The following is an 18917-nucleotide window of genomic DNA, read 5'->3' on the forward strand; positions in this document are numbered from 1 at the left end:
TAGCTTAATAACCTTCACAGCTAATGTGACGGCTATATGGAGTCATGGAACGCCTGGGGCAGCCTCGGGACACCTTGACTCCGTTTTATTTTAAGAGAACACTTATAGATATTTACGGATAAGCTCATGCCCTTCAGGTCTCACCTTATACATATACACCGGCCTGCCTACCGCCCCGTAGCTTAGCTCCATTTCCAGAATACCTGCCTCCGTCAGAAAAGCCAGATATTTGCGGACCGAGATCCGCGAGATGGGCGCATGACTGCTGATATCCTCCGTGGAGAACACCGGGCTCTCCAGCCGGTTAATTGTGCTCCAGATGCTCTCCAGTGTGCCTTCGGCAAGCCCTTTGGGCAGCGGCAGGGCAGCGTACTTCTCCTCTTCCGTCCCGAGCGAATGCCGCAGCAGCTTATCCAGCTGCTCCTGGCTTAGATGCTCCTTGTGCATCAGCTTATAATCTTCACGATACGCCGACAAGGCTGCCTGGAAGCGGGCAAACTCAAACGGCTTGATCAAATAATCCACGGCCCCGTTCTGCAGCGCCTTGCGGATGCTCGCATTATCACTGGCGGCGGAGATCACAATGATATCCACCTTGCTCCCCTGCTCCCGCAGAGCAGAGAGCAGCTGCAGCCCGCTGACACGCGGCATATAAATATCCAGCAGCACCAGATCTACCTGCTGCTCCTCCAGCATAGTTCTCGCTTCATCCCCTGTCGCCGCCCAGCCCGCATACTCAAAGCCCGGAACCTGCTCCAGATAATGGCGGTTGAACTTCGCCACCATCGGGTCATCTTCAACGATTAGTACTTTAATGTTCATGGGGTCTCCTTGTCTTTTGTGCAACTATAACTACATATAACTACAACTAATATAACATTGCGGCGGAGAATTTTGGAGGGAGGTGTGCTGAGACATAGAATCAAAACTAACAAAGAGACACCAATTCGAGAAATTACCCGAACGGTGCCGAAAAAATTAAAATCCCAAAGACTCACCAACGAGGATAACCTTTATTCTCCCCGCTGTTTTACACATTCTTGTTTCAACGATGTAAGAACAGATACAATCCTCTGATTTACAATCTGCACAAGCACCATTGATTAGGCAGGGCGTTTTTTGCGGCGAATGTAAAAATGGGCTGGACGAACTCGAAAGACGGTTTGCGTTAATGGGAGCGGCATAGGTTCTGGCTCTGATCACTGCGTCTTCAGCGGTCTTGCACACCTTATTCATCCCCACGACAGCAACCACACTTCTCGGTCCAAAAGTAATCGCTGCCACTCGATTGCCCACACTGTCGATATTGACCAATATCCCATCTTCACTAACCACGTTGAAGCTCGTTAAATAGGTATCACATAAAAGAGATTGGCGCATGAGGTCATAACGTTCCTCCATCGTCTGCGCTGTATCACGGTCAGTGACTGTATGGCTGCCTTGGCGTACACGATCAAGAAGCCCGATTTCCTCAAGCGTGACTGACCCGCCCCACGATACCGAAGAATGCTCCGGAATTAAGGATAGTGCCTTTTCTGCAGCTTCTATGGCGTTGTCACAGTAATAGGCCTCAAATTTTCTGCTTTGCAGATTTTTCATAACCTTGGAGGCTAACAGCCGGTTTCTCGCTTTAATTGAATCTTCTTTCGTTTGCACTGCTCTTCCTCCGTTCTGACGTTAGACAAGGTGGCTAAACTTCGTGTGTATGTATGATTAATATAGTATAGTAAAAAGAAAAAGGATGTTGCACATGCAACGCGAAGTCTCTCGGAATAACTTAGAATCCCTCTGTCAATCACGTTTATTTACAGGGATTGCTCCAGATGATATTCCCCAAATGCTAAAATGTCTGTCAGCCACGCGGAAAGAATATGCAAAAGATGAGATGGTTGTCCGTGAGGGCGATTACGTTGATGATGTCGGCATCATATTGCAGGGCAGCGCTCAAAGTACGAAATTGAACGTCAAAGGAAAACAAATTATTGTATCCCTCCATTACCCGGGTGGATATACCGCTGTTCTCACAGCAGCCAGCCGGGGAAGAAGATGTCCGATGTCAGTACAGGCCATAGAACCGCTTGAAGTTCTGTTTATTCCTATTCAAAACATATTGAGCCGTTGCACGAAGCTATGTATGGGTCACGAACAATTACTTGGCAATCTGTTTGACAGTATCGCAGAACGGGCGTTAGAACTGCATGACCGGAATGATTGTCTGATTATGCCGACTATTCGGGATAAGGTTTTAACTTATTTAACAAGAGTTATGCGTGATGCTGGAACCGAGACTTTTACGATTCCCTTTGATCGGGAAGCCATGGCCGAGTATCTGGACGTAGACCGCAGCGCCCTATCCAGAGAGCTGGCATGGATGAAGCGGGACGGTTTGATTGAGTTCTGTAGGAATGAGTTTAGGTTATTATCAAAAGCAGTAGAGAAGGATATTCACTAACGGGAAGCGAGGCTGGTGATATATGACACTGGGTTATGAATGCTTTTGCGTATTTAAATTCAGCAACCCCCGCACCACCACCCAGCTCCCCAGCGGCGCCGCGCCCAGCAGCAGCATTAGCAACGTGATCGTCCGCAGGGACTGGTCCAGGGACAGCACGGCGATGAAGATCAGCAGGCCGAGGAGGCGGCCGCTCATCAGGCTAAGCTCCCTGAGCACTACCAGCTCCACGCGTTTGCCGGCGCTCTCCTCGGACACTCCCATCAGGTCGAAGCTGGTGGACAGCATCGGCAGCATGTAGAGCGGCAGGCAGAGGGAGGTGCCTATCCCCATGATGAGGAGGGTCGTAAAGTTCACCTTCCATAGCAGCGGAAGAAGGAAGGCGATGAGCAGCAGGCTGCCTGCCAGCATACCGCCGAGGCGGGCGCGGGGCTTGAACCATCTGCCGGCCGCATAATAGCTGATCAAGGAGACGGCGGAGGTCAGCAGGGCAAACTGTCCCAGCTTGCTCTCCTCCTGTGCTGCAATGTAGACGAGCAGACCGATCAGGAAGGAGAATACGCCTTCCCGGATGCCCTGAAATACTAGCGCCGCCGCAACTGGCCGCCAAGGACTGCACCTGCGGGTAAGCTCGCGCCAGGGCTCCAGCCAGAGATAGGCTTCACCGCGCGGCCGCTTGCGCAGGCCGAAGCTGAGCACAGCAGCCAACCCATAGATACATAGCGACAGTATGAATACCATACGGTAGCCTTGTCCACCTTGCCAGCGGGAGATCATCCAGCCGGACACCCAGGGTCCGGCTATTCCCGTCAGGGAACCCAGCAGGCCCATCCACCCGTTATAGAAATCGCGGTTCTTGGCATCCGTAATCTCGAAGAAAACAATATTGAACGCCAGCCAGTACAGCCCGATGGATAGCCCGAGGACCCCGCCCAGCGGCCAAATGTAATGAATCGCGTCGCCCCGCAGCCACAGCACCAGCAAATAAAAAAAGCCCGATACGGCAATTCCCAGCCGTAGGGCATTCATTTTGTTACGCTCTTTCACCCACTTGCCGCCCAGCCAAAAGCTGAGACCCACGGCAAGCTGCTGGGCCACGGTGAACCAGCCGATCATGGCGAAGTTCTGCCGGCTTTTCCACAGATATACGTTGAGGAACGTCCCTGCAAGCACTGTAGCCAGAAGGTATAGCCCGCCTACAGCCAGCAGCAGCGCCGCCTGTCCCCGTTCTGAACCTCTCATGCTTAGCCCTCCCTGCTCGTCCTAAGACACATCATCTATTACTAACATGTCCAGACAGCAGGGAAAGCATGAATCCGATCTTTATTCGGCTGAGGTGCTGAGATTGCGGACAAGCTGGATGCGGTCTTCCTGCGCCAGGCTATGCTGCACATGGAAGCAGGAAGGACAGACGTACAGATTCAGCGCAAAAGGAGGCTTCAGCACGGCTGCGCCGCCTAGCGCTTCCGGCTTTGCCGGGGTGAACCCGTCCACCTGCTGCGTACCGGAGTGAAGCATCAGCTCATGGCATTGCGGACATTCCGGAGCTTCCAGCTGGGCAGCCAGCAAGCCTGAGACCTTGTCCTCATAACGCTTCAGATCATAGTCGTCACCGAACTGACCCAGCGTACCCCATACAGGCACCACGCTATCCTTGTCGTCGTCATCCCACAAATTATCGTCGCTGATCTCTTCCTCCCCGGAAGCTTCCTGCGTATCCGGCTCTTCATCCTCCAGATCCTCTGCACCTATCGTTACTGTGCGGTAGCCGCTAAGCTCGTTATTGCAATGAGGACAGGTATCCTCGGGGCCAAACTCCTCATCCCATACAATCTCGGTATGGCACCATGGGCAAACTGTTGTCTCCATCTGTATAATCTCCTTCGCTTACTCACATTCGGTTCAATTCACCGTTAAATATATAATGCCGGCCGCTATAAAAGCCAGGGCTGAAAAAAACAGAATCCGAATCAGCAGCTTCATCTCCCTGCCCCCTAATTCAGAATATGGCCGCGCCGATAACATAGGACAAGGATATGGAGAGCAGCATGGCTGTCAGTCCTACGGCCCGGTTATCTGCGGCAATCTCTTCATCAATTGAAAAGACCGGAGTAAAAAACTCGAACAGGAAGTAAGCCAGCAGCAGCAGCAAAAAGCCTACAACCGACCATTTCATCGTCTCATAGATGGATGCCCCCGCTTCAATGCTGAAGCGTAAGATGTTGCAGATTCCGAAGATTTTGCCTCCGGTTGCCATGGCTACGGCCACATTCCCCTTACGGATTTCTTCCCAGCAGTTGTATTTCGTCACCATTTCGAAGAAGGACAGGAATACGACCAGCCCCAATATGGCGACAGTGAAGTAGCCTAGCAGCGCCCCCAGCGGATGTTCCAGCAAAAGATCAATATTATCCTGCACACTTTTCCCTCTTCCCTGCCGGACTATGGGCGCTACTCCAGTTCAGCTACCGTCACACCCGCGCCGCCTTCATTGTAGTTCCCGAGCCGATAGCTTTTGACATGCTTGTGCTTGCGGAGGTATTCCTGTATTCCTGTCCGCAGGACCCCCGTCCCCTTGCCGTGGATAATGGAGATTTGCCCCAGATTGCCCAGAAAAGCTTCGTCGATGAAGCGGTCGGTCTCCATTATGGCCTCCTCCAGGTTCGCACCGCGCAGATCAAGCTCATTACGGATATTCTCATCGCGTGTACGCTTGACCGTTGTGGCCCTGCGCAGAGCCGGCGGAGGAGCATCCGGGGCGGAGGCCAGGAATTCCAGATCACTCAGATTAACCTTCATCTTCATGATGCCGAACTGTACCACCGCTTCCTTGGTACCACTCAGCTCAACCACAAGGCCCTTCTGATTCACATTCGCTACCTTGACTTCATCCCCTGGCTGAATCTTACGCGGCGCCTTGACCGTGCTGCGCGGCACAGCCTTCTTGCGTGGTGCAGGCTCTGCTTCATCCAGCCGGCGGCGCGCTTCGATCAGCTTATGCTCCTTGACGGATGCGCCTTCCTCCAGCGCCAGGCGGCGGAGGTCACTGATTATCTCCTCGGCTTCCTTGCGCGCCTTGGCCAGAAGTTCGCTGGCATCCTTCTCTGCCTTCTCAAGGCGTTTGTCGCGTGAGCCCTCCAGCTTCTCCAGCTCCTGCTGCTGCCGCTTACGGAACTCCTCCGCTTCACGGCGAATCTCTTCTGCCCGTATGCGTTCGTTCTCTGCGGTTAGGCGGTTCTCCTCAAGGGATGCAATCATATGCTCAACACGCATATCTTCTTCCTTCACTTCACCGCGCGCATGCTCAAGGATTGCATTTGGCATCCCGAGGCGTTCAGCAATAGCGAACGCATTGCTTCGTCCAGGTACACCGACCAGCAGCCTGTAAGTAGGACTCAGGCTCTGCACATCGAATTCCATGCTGGCATTAATAACGCCAGCCCGTTCATAAGCGTATGCCTTCAGTTCACTGTAATGTGTAGTGGCAACCATCCGGGATTCCGTCCGGTGGATATTCTCCAGAATCGCTATCGCGAGTGCGGAGCCTTCGGCCGGATCTGTTCCTGCACCGACCTCATCGAGCAGAATCAGACTCTTCGGTGTCATCCGCTTCAGAATGGATATAATATTCGTCATATGGCTAGAGAAGGTACTGAGGCTCTGCTCAATGCTCTGCTCATCGCCGATGTCGGCGTAGATCGCATCGAAGACACACAGCTGGCTGCCTTCCTCGGCCGGAATGAAGAGACCCGACATGGCCATCAGGCTGAGCAGGCCGATCGTCTTCAAGGTCACCGTCTTCCCGCCCGTATTGGGGCCGGTCACGATGATGGAGCGGTAATCATTGCCCAGCTCCACATCCAGCGGCACAACCTGCTCGGACGGAATTAGCGGATGGCGGCCTTTGCGCAGGCGCAGGTATCCGCGGTCATTCATCCGCGGCTGGGTAGCCTTCAGGTCGCGTGCCAGACGTGCCTTGGCGAAGATGAAGTCCAGCTCGCCGAGAATGTCGATATCATAAGCCATCTCCTCGGCAATATCGCCGACCAGCGCAGTCAGCCGGTGCAGAATGATCTCAATCTCACGTTCTTCGCGCAGCCGAGTCTCCCGCAGCTTGTTGTTCATCGCTACAATGGATTCCGGCTCGATGAACAGCGTTGCCCCGGAGCCCGACTGATCGTGCACAATACCGCCGAAGTGGGCGCGGTACTCTGCCTTGACCGGAATGACGAACCGGTCACCACGGATCGTCACGAGCTGATCCTGCAGCATCTTCGAGACCGAAGACGAGCGGATCATCGAATCCAGCTTCTCACGGATGCGCGTCTCTCCCCCGCGCAGCTCGCGGCGGAGGGAGGCAAGCTCCGTGCTCGCCGAATCCATTACATCGGCATTCTCGTCAATACACATGCGGATAGCATCCTCAACAGGCTTCTGCTCCGACAGCAGATCACTCTGTGCGAAGAGGGTAGGAACGCTCTCATCGTCATGCATGGCATGGATGAACCGCTTCACCCGGCGTGCCCCGCCAATCGTGTTGCCTACCGCAAGCAGCTCTGCTGTGCCCAGCATTCCGCCAATTGATGCACGCTTCAGCGCAGGACGGATATCGGTTACGCCGCCGAATGAAGGAATTCCCTTCAACCGGTCAACATTTACCGCCTCATCCGTTGCCTGCAGGAGCTTCTTCACCCCTTCGAAATCACCGGAAGGCTTCAGGAGCTCGGCGGTCAGCCGTCCCATCGGCGTCTGCGTATACTGCATCAATTTATTTAAAATCTTGCGATATTCAAGCGTATGCAAAATTTTGTCGTCCAATTACTGTCACAGCTCCCTTCATAGATGGAACCATTATACCTAATTTAGCCCATTTTCGCTATTTGGGTATGATTTCTGGGCATAGAAAACCGGCTTCGGGCTACAATAACAACGCACATATCCTTAAGCGAACGCCAAAGGAGGTTAGTTCATTGAGATTCTTAGCTCATGTAGTACGGTTCGTGGTCGCTGCAATCGTGCTGATGGTGGTCGGCTGGATTGTTCCGCAGTTCACGGTCGGGGGATTCTGGAGCGCATTCATGCTTGCTCTGGTAATCGCTCTGCTCGGCTGGGTCGTTGAAGGCATTTTCGGCAAAAAAACCACGCCCTTCGGCCGTGGTATCGTCGGCTTCCTGGTCAGCGCCCTGGTCATCTGGATTGCCCAGTTTGTCGTCAGCGGTGTCAGTGTCTCGGTGCTTGGTGCTCTGCTTGCCGCACTGGTCATCGGGATCATCGATCTGTTCCTGCCGGTATCCACTCCGTTTGAAGCAGGCAAATAACGGCGCAAGGCACATGCAGACAATGAAACCCCCAGCTCCCGGTCTATATCGGAATTTGGGGGTTTTCTGTAAGTTTATGCACTTCACCGGAAGTGACCGCAGAGGTCACCACAGCATTTTTCCCTCCGCGCTTGGCCGAATACAGCGAATCGTCCGTCTTGCGGAACAGCAGCTCCTTGCCGTCTCCAAGCTGGTAGTGACACAGTCCGATGCTGACCGTAATGGGCTTGTTCCCGGCATACGGATGGCACATGGCAGCAATGCTGATACGCATTTGCTCGACAGCAGCGTAGGCTTCCTGAAAGCTTTTATCCGTAAAAATCACTGCGAATTCTTCCCCGCCATACCTTGCCGCGAAGTCATTCAACCCGATCAGGCTGCCCATCTTGGCCGCCACCTCTTTCAGCACAAGATCGCCCACCCAGTGTCCGTATCTGTCATTGACCTGCTTGAAATTATCGATGTCCATTAACGCCAGCTGCAGCCTCAATCCGTTGTTCTCACACTGCTCCAGCAGTGAATCCAGATACTCATGGAACGTCTTGTGATTATACAGGCCAGTTAACGCATCCATCTTCAGCAGCTTGTCCGAAATCGCCCGCTCTACCATTAGCTCCTGCTCCGACTTGGTGAGCTGCTCCAGATATTCGCGCGTCTCGCGGCCACGGAGGATCACCGCCTGCGCCGTCAGGGCAAAAACAACATACACACACTCCACCAGCACGAACTCCAGCAGCGGCTTGCCAAGCAGCGGCCGTTCAAGCCCAAAGTATACCCCCGCGTAGAATACAATGCTAAATGCTCCAAGCGAGTACAGCAGCCGCTGGTCGAAATAGATGAGGGCCAGCATAAGGGGCATCATCAGCATCATCTGGGCACCGTCTACATAAGGCTCCAGCACAAAATACATCAAATAGGAAACCACAAAGCTGCAGACTACAACCGCCTGCTTATGATAACGGAGCGAGCGCCGCAGCCAGACCTCGGCAGAAGCCATACTCAGGACAATCATCAGGTTGCAGACTATGAACATATGCCCCTTACCGGGACTGAAGATCGTCTCCATCTCAGCCGAACGGGAGTACAGCATATACAGGAACTGGGCGAGCAGCAGACAGAGTACGATGATCCAGTAGCCATACAATATTCTCCGGTGCCATCTCTCTGCACTTTGCAACGCGTAATCTATAATGATCTGACTCCCCTGCTTCTAGCCGAATAATATGAAGCTTTAATTATATTAGGCTTAATTATAATTAATTTTAAACTCTTTTGCATCATTTTTTTGCAAAATTCGACAAAGTTTGCAGCGGTAGTGACGGCGGCGGTCGGAGTCTTTTTCATAGATTGATCAAGACAACTTGACCGATTTAGGCTATGCTAAGGACAACTGCCCAAGTAGATGAGGAGAATGCATATGATCAGGAAGTCGGCTATTCTTTGTTCTATTATATTTGTGCTTCTGCTAACGGCCTGCGGTGGGAACACGAGCAATTCTGACAGCGCAAACAACGCAGCTGCCGGGAGCAATCTGACGGCGGAGGAAGAACTCGTAATTACAGCCACCAATTATAGCTTTGACCAGCCGGAATACCATTTGAAGAAGGGCGTCCCTGTCAAAATCATCTTCGAAAATGAGAGCGGCAATCACGGCATACTGATTCCGGAGATGAAGCTGCGGCTGGATGCCAAGAACGCCTCGCAGGTTGTCCTGCCCGAGGAAGCCGGAACCTTCGAAATGACCTGTGCCATCATGTGCGGCTCCGGCCACAGCGGAATGACTGCTAAGATTATTGTGGAGTAAAGGGGGGGATTAACAGAGGGAACCCCGCTTTTGGCGGAATCAGAGGGATCTATCCCTTTCATTTCCTTCATTTGCTCCGTTGGCCAACTTTCCCGGGATTCAGGAGCACTTGTGCTCTTCATTTGCTCAGTTGGCCAATTTTCCCGGGATTCAGGGGCACTTGTGCTCTTCATTTGCTCCGTTGACCAACTTTCCCGGGATTCAGGGGCACTTGTGCTCTTCATTTGCTCCGTTGGCCAATTTTCCCGGGATTCAGGAGCACTTGTGCTCTTCATTTGCTCAGTTGGCCAACTTTCCCGGGATTCAGGGGCACTTGTGCTCTTCATTTGCTCCGTTGGCGCGCATCTGGATAAATCAGTGGGATTTATCCCTTTCATTTGCTCCGTCCGCCCACTTTTGGCCAACGCACCTTCGCACCGGCTCATTGTATTCGGTTTTTCACAGCCGCATAGTATAGTTTCCTACTACAACAAACAAACCGGCGGGGACATTTTCCCGGCCGGCTTATTCATGTTACTTGCTCTTACTTCACACCCTTGCTGCGGCCAGAAATGTCCAGCCAGACGGCGATGACCAGGATCGAGCCTTTGACCACATACTGCCAGAACGACTCCAGCCCCATCAGCGACATGCCGTTATCGAGCGAGGTCATAACCAGCGCTCCGATCAGAGCGCCGATGACCGTTCCGGCTCCGCCCATCAGGGAGGTTCCGCCGATGACGCAGGCGGCAATCGCGTCCATCTCGGCCATATTGCCTGCGGTAATGGTCGCCGAAGCCAGGCGGGAGGTCAGCACGATGGCGGCGATGGATCCGAGCAGGCCGCTGAGGATGAAGACCAGCATCGTCTTGCGTCTGATGTTAATGCCGGAGAGCCGCGCAGCCTCAATATTGCCGCCGATGGCGTAGATATGGCGGCCGAAGGTCGTCTTGGTGGACAGGAAGTAGAAGATGGCCGCCAGCACAATGACGAAGATGATCGGGAACGGAATCCCTTTGTAATTGTTCATCAAGGCCACAAAGATTACCACGAGCAGGGACAGTCCTGTTACCTTCGCGATATCCATGCCGAGCGGGGCGACGGTGAACCCGTATTTCTTGCGGGAGCGCCGCTTCGTGAACGCGCTATACAGCAGCAGAGCCACTGCGAGCACGCCGAGAATGATTCCGAAGCCTGAGGCAAAATAGGCATTGCCGAGCAGCGCCAGCACCGGATCAGATACCGGAATGGTCATGGATTCGGTCACGCCCATCAGCACCCCGCGGAACACCATCATCCCGCCGAGGGTGACAATGAAGGCGGGGATCATTTTATAGGCGACCAGCCAGCCTTGTACCAGACCCAGCACCGCACCTGCGGCAACCGTGCCCAGGATGACCACGATAGCGGGCAGCTCCAGCCAATTGCTCAGAATCGCCGCCATCCCGCCGGTCAAGCCGACGATGGAGCCGACGGACAGATCGATATGGCCCGCCACGATAACCAGCACCATGCCAATGGCGAGTATAGAGGTCACTGACATCTGCGTAAACAGATTGGACAGGTTCCGTGAGGTCAGGAAGGTCGGATTCAGCACGCCGAACAACACCCAGATCAGAATCAATGCGCCAATCATCGTATAGGCGCGCATATCCATTTTGCCGAACAGGGTACGCAAGCGCGATCCTCCGGCGGCCGGAACCGCTTCAGGTTCCTTAAGCTCTTTTTGCAGCTGCATCTCTATCTGCCTCCTGTGGCGGCCAGCATAATATTCTCCTGCGTTGCCTCGCGCCAGTCATATTCCCGTACCAGTTGTCCTTCGCACATCACCAGAATCCGGTCGCTCATCCCCAGCACCTCGGGAAGCTCGGATGAGATCATTATAATAGCTACTCCCTGCTCCACCAGCTTGTTCATCAGGTTATAAATTTCGTACTTCGCCCCGACATCGATGCCCCGGGTGGGTTCGTCCATAATCAGAATCTTGGGGTCACTCATCAGCCATTTGCCGATAACTACCTTCTGCTGGTTCCCCCCGGACAGTGTGCCTACCAGCGTCTCCAGCGAAGCTGTCTTCGTCTTCAGATCCTTCACGTACTGCTCAGACCACTTGATCTCCTCATTCTCATTGATCACTCCAAGCCTTGAGACCTTACCGAGTGTGGCCAGCGTCGTATTGCGCTTGACATCCATCCCCATGACCAGCCCCTGGCGCTTGCGGTCTTCCGTGACCAGGGCAATCCCGGCCTTGATCGCTTCGGCAATCGAACGGATCTTAACGGCCTTGCCTTCGATCAGAACCGTACCTTCGCTTCTTCCGCCATACGCACCGAACAGGCTGCTGACCAGCTCTGTCCGTCCGGCCCCCATCAGCCCGGCAATGCCCAGAATCTCGCCTTGACGAAGCGTAAATCCAATATCTCTAAGCACCTTCTGCTGACGCTTCTCCGGGTGCCAGACATTATAATCTGCAACCTCAAGCACCTTGTCCCCGGGTGAATGCGGGACGCGCGGATAGCGCTCGGTCAACTCACGGCCGACCATCAGCGATACCACCTGATCGTCGTTCGTCGCCTGGCGCTCCAGGGTTGCCACCGTCCGCCCGTCGCGCAGCACGGTAATCGAATCGGCCAGCGCGAACACCTCGGGCATTTTGTGGGAGATATAGACACAGGTAACCCCTTCGCGCCGCAGCTGGTTCAGAATGCCCATCAGGATGGACACCTCACTCTCGGTCAGCGCCGCTGTCGGTTCATCCAATATAAGAATCCGGGTATGCTTGGAGAGCGCCTTGGCGATCTCTACGAGCTGCTGCTGGCCGATGCCCAGATTGCCGATCTTCGTATCCGGCGACAGGTTCAGCCCTACCTTCTTCAGCCACAGCGAAGCCTGATGGTACAGCTCATTCCACTGGATCGCCCCGCGCTTCACCGGCTCTGCCCCCAGGAAAATATTCTCGCCGACCGTCATCTCCTTCACGAGCGCCAGCTCCTGATGGATAATCGCAATGCCGGCCTGCTCGGCATCGGTAATTTGGTGGAATGCCTTCTTCTCCCCGCCGATGCGGATTTCGCCTTCATATGTCCCCGCAGGATACAGTCCGCTCAGCACCTTCATCAGAGTGGATTTGCCTGCGCCGTTCTCCCCGCACAAGGCGTGAATCTCTCCTTGCTTCACCTTGAAGTTCACATGGTCCAGCGCCTTCACGCCGGGGAAGCTCTTGCTGATCTCTACCATTTCAAGTACATCCATGCCTGCCGTTCCTCCTTCCCGCCCTCAAGCAGCAAGCAGATGCGGGTTCGCCACTGGCGCCGCATCTGCTTGCCGTACAGGCTGCCCTTATTGTTTCGGCCACTGGTCCTTCGGAACGTTCTTATACACATCCTCCAGCTTGTGGAAGCCGTCCTTGATCAGCACATCCAGGTTATCCTTGTTGACGGCAAGCGGATCAAGCAGCACGGATGGAACATCAATTTTACCGTTGTTAACAGTCTTATCTGTCGAAATAGCCTCGCCCTTGGCAGCTGCCACCGCCATTTCCGCCGCCTTCGTGGCAATCGCGTTGATCGGCTTGTAGACCGTCATCAGCTGTGTGCCTTCCGCGATACGCTGTACAGCAGCGAGGTCAGCATCCTGGCCGGATACCGGAATTTTGCCCGCCATGCCCTGCGCCGTAAGCGCCTGGATGGAGCCGCCTGCTGTCCCGTCATTCGCTGCTACAACGCCCTGTACATCGTTATTGTTCGCGGTCAGTGCATTCTCCATATTTTTCAGCGCTTCTTCCGGCTTCCAGTCCTTGGAGAACTGGTCGTAGACGATTTTGATATCGCCCTTCTCTTCCAGCGGCTTCAGAATATTCATCGCGCCTTCCTTGAACATGTGGGCATTGTTATCGGTATCTGCGCCGCCGATGTAGACGATATTGCCCTTAGGAGCCTTGTCGATAACCGCCTGAGCCTGGAATTCACCGACACGCACATTATCGAAGGAGATGTAATAATCCACCTCGGAATTGTTAATCAGCCGGTCATAAGCAATAACCTTGATACCTTCCTTATGCGCCTTATCCACGATGGGAGCCGTTGCCTCCGCATTATGGGCAATGACCACGAGCACATCCACACCCTGGGAGATCAGTTGCTCCGCCTGGCTTAGCTGGGTAGCATCATCCCCGTTCGCGGCCAGCACCTTCACTTCACCGCCAAGCTCCTGTACTTTTGCTGTGAAAATATCCCGGTCCTTCTGCCAGCGCTCCTCCTTCAAGGTATCCATGGACATGCCGATGACAATTTTGTCCCCGTCCTTGGCCGCTCCAGCAGACTCCTTCTTCTCGTTGTCACCGCTTGAGACCACACCGCAGCCCGCCATTGATGCTGCCAGCACCATCGCCGCCAGCCCGAGGGAAATTGCTCTTCCGTATTTTCTCACGATTGCTACGCCCCTTTTCGTCAGCCTTATATTTGATTGCGCTTACAAAAAAAGTGTAGCATGGAAAAACCGCCCCGGGAGCAGCGATTCCCTGCACTTATTTGCCCTCCACCCGCATTCTTGGTCTTGTCTGCTGTAATGTAATTCTCCGCCCCGGCTTTCATAGGATAAACCGGGGCAACAGCACAAAAAAGTCCTTGCTCACTCAGCAAGGACCCGGCTTCTCCTGCTGCTGGCGGAATTCGCTTGGCGTCATCCCCGCAGCCTTCTTGAAGACCCGGCTGAAATAATTCGGGTCCTTATAGCCTACTTCATAGCAGATTTCCTTCAGGTTCAGCTGATCCTCAGAGATCAGGCGTTTCGCTTCATTCATCCGCAGCCGTGTGACATAGTCGATGAAGGTCTCTCCTTCATGCTGCCGGAATAATTTGCTGAAATAATGCGGGCTCAGGTTCACATATTCAGCCGTCTGCTCCATGGAGATATCCTCTTTATATTTCTGGCTGATATAGAGCAGCGCCCGCTGATGCACATGGGACCGGTGATGCTCCTGCTCCTCCTCCAGGCCATCGATCAGCCGCTCCAGCCAGGACTCCGCGCTTAACCGCAGAGCACGCGGATCTTCCGCTGCGTTCAGCGAAGCCAGCAGCTCTGCACCGGCCGTGGAGTGAACGCCTCTGGCCAGGAACAGCAGCAGGCCGGTTACCTCCCCACGCACGGCGGACAGCGGATGGTCCCCTCCTTGCTCGAAGGAGTCATACAGCAGGCTGAAGCGCTGGGCGGCCTCCTGCTTGCTGCGCTGGAGCAGGGCGGTAAGCAGCTTCTTCTCTTCATCCAGAGAGACCGCCGTCTGCCCCGAGCTCTGGATCATATCATCGTAATGGTGCACACCGAATGAATGCTGGTGGTCCGCACATACGCGGACGGCTTCGCGGTAGGAACGGCTAAGCCCGTCCCAGCCTTCACGGATCGAGCCGATCCCGACGCCAAGGGGCAGGCTGAAGCGCTCCCGGGTATAGGTGCGGAGCCGCTCTCCCCAGTCCAGCGAGCTGACGCGCTGGGAATATCCGGTCCTCCCCGGCGGCAAGGGAATGAACAGCGCCAGCTGATGCCCGGCCAGCGGTCCGGCGAGGCAGCCCAGTCCTGTTTTGGCAAACTGCTTGACCGCCTCATAGATCTCCCGCTTGGACTGCCGGAACGTCTCCCAGCCGCTCTCCCCGTGCCGGGGGAATGACAGGACCATCGCGTAGCCCTTGCTGAAATGCAGCTCCAGCAGCCCGGCCAGCTGCTCCGGCTCCAGATCCTGCACATGCTCCAGCATCAGCATCAGGGTCAGCTCATTCTCGGCCAGCGGCAGCAGATGGGCCAGCTTTTCCTGCAGCTCCAGCTGTTCATTCCTGCGCCGCCGCTCCTCCCCGATGACCGCCATCAGCTTCCTCAGCACCTCCGCCACCTCTTCCCGCCGGGCCGGCTTCAGCAGATAGTCGCGCACACCCAGCAGCAGCCCCTCCTTGGCATACGCGAAGTAATCATGGGCCGTAATCATCACAATCTGCGCCGCCGGAAGCTTCTCCCGAATCTGCCGCACCGCCTCCAGCCCATGAATCCCGGGCATCTTAATATCCATGAAAATCATATCCGGCCGGTGCTCCTCCGCCAGCTGAATCGCCTTCCGCCCGTTCCCCGCATGCAGGAATTCGAATTTGTCCGGGATAAGATGCCGGATCATCAGCTCCAGCCCCTCCCGCTCCAGTGCTTCATCATCTGCGATCAGCAGCTTGTACATCGTTATCGCTTCCCCTTCACTTCATATGAGTGCCTCTAGGCCGAGGTCCGGAAGGGCAGCCGGAACAGCACCGCCGTCCCCTGCCCTTCACTGCTGTTGATCTCGATGAGCTGCTGGCCGTCGAAGAATAAATGCAGTCTTTTGAAAACATTATGTGTCCCAAGCCCCGTAGACTGGCCCTTGCTGCTGGAATGCGGCGCCTCCTGCTGAATCGATCCCATCAGCCGGGCTACCGTCTCGCGGTTCATGCCCGCTCCGTTATCGCTGATTACAATCTCCACCTGCCCGCTGCGGTAACGGATCGATAGCGTAAGTATAGCCCCCTCCTCCATCTGCTCCAGACCGTGAACGAAGGCATTCTCAAAGATCGGCTGCAGCGTCAGACACGGCACCATCCCGTCCATCGCCTGCTCATCAATCTCCATCTCAAAAGCAATCCGGTCCCGGAAGCGGGCCCGCTGGATGTTGATATACTCGTTCACATGCTCGACCTCCTCGCGCAGCGGAACAGCCTGGTCCAGCTTTTGCAGATTATAGCGGAGCAGACGCGAGACAGACACGGTCAGATCGCTGGTTCTCGCCGCCCCTTCCAGATACGCAAGCTTGGCGATGGAATTCAGTGTGTTGAACAGGAAATGCGGATTGATCTGGCTCTGCAGCATTTTCAGCTCCAGCTCCTTGACCAGCCGGTCCTTCTCCGCACTCTTGATGTTCTCCTTCATCAGCTCCTGGATATTATCGATCATCCCGTTAAAAGCGCGGCACAGTATGCTGATCTCATCGTTATTAACACTCTCCGGCGCCTTGGTATCCATCCGTCCCTTCGAGATTTGCTTGGCCGTTGCCACCAGGCGGCGGATCGGTCCGGTAATGCTGCTGGACAGCCAGACGGCCATACAGATGCTAAGCAGCGCCGCGGTGATCACCAGCAGACTGCCCATCCGGTTCAGCTTCGCTGTCGTAGACATAATCTCGGCGTAGATCGGCTTATATTGGTCCAGCTCCAAATCGACCAGCTCCTGGGCCTCCTCACGGATGAACCGCTGCGTCTGCTCCGCCTCGATATAGGCACCTGCCAGCGAATTCGCATCCTGTCCGTCAATCTCCGTGATCATCTGGCCCGCCTGCTCGACAAAAGTATCAATAAGGTGGCTATAGTTCATCAGCGGAAGGCCGCTGCCCCCGATGGTATTCATCCCGTCCAGCCTGCTGCGCAGCTCCAGTACCGCGCCCAGATGCTTCTCCACCTCTGGGAAGCTGTCGGTATCCACCTGCATAATGAAGCGGTTCAAGGAGCGCATATTCTCGCCGACCTCATAGGATACCTCCTTATACAGCATGATCCGGTTCATCATCAGGTGGTAGCTCTCCTGCACATTCTTCCCGCTCTGGAACAGTACGAAGGAGATCGAGCTCATCAGCAGCACCAGCAGCGGAATACAGATCAGCAGCTTCAGGCGGATACTCATAGGCTCTCTCCCTCCTGCACATTGGTCTTATCCAGTACCTTCACTCCGGTATAATACCGGGTTTGTAAATGGGCACCTTTAAAATAATCATGGAGCAGCCGGACCGCCATATTCCCCATAAGGTAAGGCTGCTGTGCGACAGTCGCTGTGATCGCCCCCCGGCTGATGGCATCCAGCGTCTCCGCCTGATTATCGAAGCCGATAATGGTCAGCGGACCGCGCTTCAGGCTCCTCGATGCCTGCAAGACTCCCAGCGCATCCGTTGAACTGGTGCCGACCATGACATCGATCTCCGGATGATAGCGCAGCATATCCGCTGCCTGCTGGATCGCCTCCATATGCGAGATGTTGGAGCTGCGGACATCGACAATCTCCATGCCGTCGTAGTCTTTTACGATACTTTTCAGCCCGTCCAGACGCTGAAGCTGGTTCTTGGCCAGCTCGCTGCCGATGATTACGCCTATTTTGCCTTTTCCGCCGGTCGTTTTCACTACCATGCGCCCCAGCGCCTCACCTGCAGCCACATTGTCAGTTCCCACATAGGCCAGTCTCCGGCTGGCCGGAGCATCCGTGTCAATCGTGATCACCGGAATCCCCCGGTTCACCGCCTTATCAATCACCGGCGTGAACTTCTCGTCGTTGAGCCCCTGGACGATGATGGCATCCGCTTTAGCGGCAATCGCTTTTTCCAGCAGGCTGATCTGCTCCTCCATGTTATTGCGCACCGGTCCCGTGAATTCGATCTCTATCCCGTATTTCGCTGCGGCCTCTGCGGCCCCCTTCTCGACCATCTCCCAGTAAGGGTGGTACCGCTCCTGCTCGATCAGCACAATATGATATCCGGGCTTGTCCTGACTGGGCTGGCCGCTTAATTCCTTGACAATATTGCCCATCCGGGCAGAATGGCGCGCGAAGCCTATAAACAAATATGACAACAGTATAAAAAGCACAATAACCCCAACGCCGCTGACCCACTTCTTATCCATCCCGTTCACCTCAACCAACATCCTACCCCGGGTTGTAACCGGTTGCAATACTTATTATGTCAAAGATAATTCATGCAGGGGGCAGTTAGGCTAATGTATTCTTCGTAAATTCGTTCGAACTAATTTAGCTCACATCTGGTGATTCAGGAGCACTAATGCTCTTCATTTACTCATTTGGCTAACTTCTGGTGGATTCAGGAGCACTAATGCTCTTCATTTGCTCATTTGACTAACTTCTGCTCGATTCAGGAGCACTAATGCTCCTCATTTACTCATTTGGCTAACTTCTGGTGGATTCAGGAGCACTTGTGCTCCTCATCATGAGCTGTTATCGCCAAGTGTTGCACATTTTGCAGGATTCATATCGGATTGTAGCTTGAGAACGCCAAATGTTGCACATTTTGCAGGAATGTTACCAGTGGAGCGGTCGTTGGCTGAGTTATGTTGCATTCTGGGCAGGATTTCCCGCAATTTGCTGCCTCAGAAGTACGAATGTTGTATTTAGTGCAGGATTTGTCCAAGATGGCAGCCTAGATGTCTTCTTCACTCCCCCTTCCCTTCACCAACTTCCCCCCTAGTAGAAATTACTTCTGTCCCATACTTCACTTCAGCCAACTTTAGAGCAGCAGCCCCCCCTTGCAGTCCCCTAAGGAGGAATCCGTTCCCCGTCCCTGCACAGCAGAAAAAGCCGTTCT

Annotated in this window: 16 protein-coding genes; 3 read left to right on the forward strand and 13 right to left on the reverse strand. The window is 54.5% G+C overall.

Features of this window, described 5'->3' with window-relative positions; genetic code table 11:
* Positions 1 to 102: 102 nt before the first annotated feature.
* Together J2Z70_RS27275 and J2Z70_RS27280 are read right to left on the reverse strand one after the other, a co-directional pair.
* Positions 103 to 822 (reverse strand): response regulator, encoded by a 720-nt coding sequence (locus J2Z70_RS27275; RefSeq protein ID WP_209878365.1) that lies wholly within the window; start codon positions 820 to 822, stop codon positions 103 to 105.
* 156 nt (positions 823 to 978) lie between these two features.
* A complete protein-coding gene (locus J2Z70_RS27280) occupies positions 979 to 1656 on the reverse strand; it encodes an LUD domain-containing protein (protein WP_209878367.1) in 678 nt (225 codons plus the stop codon).
* Between the two features lie 94 nt (positions 1657 to 1750).
* Here J2Z70_RS27280 and J2Z70_RS27285 point away from each other — a divergent pair, with 94 nt between their 5' ends.
* Entirely contained in the window at positions 1751 to 2452 is a 702-nt protein-coding gene (locus J2Z70_RS27285) for a Crp/Fnr family transcriptional regulator (protein WP_209878369.1), read from the forward strand.
* Positions 2453 to 2485: 33 nt separating this feature from the next.
* Here J2Z70_RS27285 and J2Z70_RS27290 read toward each other — a convergent pair whose 3' ends face one another.
* From J2Z70_RS27290 to J2Z70_RS27305, 4 genes are all read right to left on the reverse strand, one after another.
* Entirely contained in the window at positions 2486 to 3694 is a 1209-nt protein-coding gene (locus J2Z70_RS27290; RefSeq protein ID WP_209878371.1) for an MFS transporter, read from the reverse strand.
* 81 nt (positions 3695 to 3775) lie between these two features.
* A complete protein-coding gene (locus J2Z70_RS27295) occupies positions 3776 to 4321 on the reverse strand; it encodes a hypothetical protein (protein ID WP_209878373.1) in 546 nt (181 codons plus the stop codon).
* A 130-nt stretch (positions 4322 to 4451) separates the two neighbouring features.
* Positions 4452 to 4871: a DUF350 domain-containing protein gene (locus J2Z70_RS27300; protein ID WP_036696710.1), complete on the reverse strand. Its 420-nt coding sequence runs from the start codon at positions 4869 to 4871 to the stop codon at positions 4452 to 4454.
* 32 nt (positions 4872 to 4903) lie between these two features.
* Positions 4904 to 7270 carry an endonuclease MutS2 gene (locus J2Z70_RS27305; RefSeq protein ID WP_209878375.1) on the reverse strand — a complete coding sequence of 789 codons (2367 nt, stop codon included), beginning with the start codon at positions 7268 to 7270 and terminating at the stop codon, positions 4904 to 4906.
* A 152-nt stretch (positions 7271 to 7422) separates the two neighbouring features.
* Here J2Z70_RS27305 and J2Z70_RS27310 point away from each other — a divergent pair, with 152 nt between their 5' ends.
* Positions 7423 to 7770, forward strand: a complete 348-nt coding sequence (locus tag J2Z70_RS27310; RefSeq protein WP_036696706.1) for a phage holin family protein — start codon at positions 7423 to 7425, stop codon at positions 7768 to 7770.
* A 43-nt stretch (positions 7771 to 7813) separates the two neighbouring features.
* On the opposite strand, the gene J2Z70_RS27315 is transcribed toward J2Z70_RS27310, so the two are convergent.
* A complete protein-coding gene (locus J2Z70_RS27315) occupies positions 7814 to 8947 on the reverse strand; it encodes a GGDEF domain-containing protein (protein WP_209878377.1) in 1134 nt (377 codons plus the stop codon).
* A 240-nt stretch (positions 8948 to 9187) separates the two neighbouring features.
* Here J2Z70_RS27315 and J2Z70_RS27320 point away from each other — a divergent pair, with 240 nt between their 5' ends.
* Positions 9188 to 9574: a cupredoxin domain-containing protein gene (locus J2Z70_RS27320; protein WP_036722528.1), complete on the forward strand. Its 387-nt coding sequence runs from the start codon at positions 9188 to 9190 to the stop codon at positions 9572 to 9574.
* A 523-nt stretch (positions 9575 to 10097) separates the two neighbouring features.
* Here the strand turns inward: J2Z70_RS27320 and J2Z70_RS27325 are convergent.
* The 6 genes from J2Z70_RS27325 to J2Z70_RS27350 all read right to left on the reverse strand — a co-directional run bounded on the left by J2Z70_RS27325 (position 10098) and on the right by J2Z70_RS27350 (position 18222).
* Complete coding sequence (locus J2Z70_RS27325; protein WP_209878381.1) at positions 10098 to 11291, reverse strand: sugar ABC transporter permease; 1194 nt, start codon at positions 11289 to 11291, stop codon at positions 10098 to 10100.
* 2 nt (positions 11292 to 11293) lie between these two features.
* Complete coding sequence (locus J2Z70_RS27330) at positions 11294 to 12805, reverse strand: xylose ABC transporter ATP-binding protein (RefSeq protein WP_209878383.1); 1512 nt, start codon at positions 12803 to 12805, stop codon at positions 11294 to 11296.
* An 87-nt stretch (positions 12806 to 12892) separates the two neighbouring features.
* A complete protein-coding gene (gene xylF / locus J2Z70_RS27335; protein WP_209878455.1) occupies positions 12893 to 13939 on the reverse strand; it encodes a D-xylose ABC transporter substrate-binding protein in 1047 nt (348 codons plus the stop codon).
* A 247-nt stretch (positions 13940 to 14186) separates the two neighbouring features.
* A complete protein-coding gene (locus tag J2Z70_RS27340; RefSeq protein ID WP_209878386.1) occupies positions 14187 to 15767 on the reverse strand; it encodes a helix-turn-helix domain-containing protein in 1581 nt (526 codons plus the stop codon).
* A 35-nt stretch (positions 15768 to 15802) separates the two neighbouring features.
* Complete coding sequence (locus tag J2Z70_RS27345; protein ID WP_209878388.1) at positions 15803 to 17236, reverse strand: sensor histidine kinase; 1434 nt, start codon at positions 17234 to 17236, stop codon at positions 15803 to 15805.
* Positions 17233 to 18222, reverse strand: coding sequence for a sugar-binding protein (locus J2Z70_RS27350; protein WP_209878391.1), 990 nt, complete (start codon positions 18220 to 18222; stop codon positions 17233 to 17235). The genes J2Z70_RS27345 and J2Z70_RS27350 overlap by 4 nt, the downstream gene beginning before the upstream one ends.
* Positions 18223 to 18917 lie beyond the last annotated feature (695 nt).

This window comes from Paenibacillus silagei, from assembly GCF_017874735.1.
GTDB classification, from domain to species: domain Bacteria; phylum Bacillota; class Bacilli; order Paenibacillales; family Paenibacillaceae; genus Paenibacillus_AQ; species Paenibacillus_AQ silagei.

Excerpts from the sequence above, each read along its gene's own strand:
- J2Z70_RS27320 (WP_036722528.1), top strand. The coding sequence starts at position 9,188 with ATGATCAGGAAGTCGGCTATTCTTTGTTCTATTATATTTGTGCTTCTG.
- J2Z70_RS27290 (WP_209878371.1), bottom strand. The coding sequence starts at position 3,694 with ATGAGAGGTTCAGAACGGGGACAGGCGGCGCTGCTGCTGGCTGTAGGC.
- J2Z70_RS27350 (WP_209878391.1), bottom strand. The coding sequence starts at position 18,222 with ATGGATAAGAAGTGGGTCAGCGGCGTTGGGGTTATTGTGCTTTTTATA.
- J2Z70_RS27295 (WP_209878373.1), bottom strand. The coding sequence starts at position 4,321 with ATGGAGACAACAGTTTGCCCATGGTGCCATACCGAGATTGTATGGGAT.
- J2Z70_RS27325 (WP_209878381.1), bottom strand. The coding sequence starts at position 11,291 with ATGCAGCTGCAAAAAGAGCTTAAGGAACCTGAAGCGGTTCCGGCCGCC.
- J2Z70_RS27275 (WP_209878365.1), bottom strand. The coding sequence starts at position 822 with ATGAACATTAAAGTACTAATCGTTGAAGATGACCCGATGGTGGCGAAG.
- J2Z70_RS27345 (WP_209878388.1), bottom strand. The coding sequence starts at position 17,236 with ATGAGTATCCGCCTGAAGCTGCTGATCTGTATTCCGCTGCTGGTGCTG.
- J2Z70_RS27340 (WP_209878386.1), bottom strand. The coding sequence starts at position 15,767 with ATGTACAAGCTGCTGATCGCAGATGATGAAGCACTGGAGCGGGAGGGG.
- J2Z70_RS27285 (WP_209878369.1), top strand. The coding sequence starts at position 1,751 with ATGCAACGCGAAGTCTCTCGGAATAACTTAGAATCCCTCTGTCAATCA.
- xylF (WP_209878455.1), bottom strand. The coding sequence starts at position 13,939 with ATGGTGCTGGCAGCATCAATGGCGGGCTGCGGTGTGGTCTCAAGCGGT.
- J2Z70_RS27330 (WP_209878383.1), bottom strand. The coding sequence starts at position 12,805 with ATGGATGTACTTGAAATGGTAGAGATCAGCAAGAGCTTCCCCGGCGTG.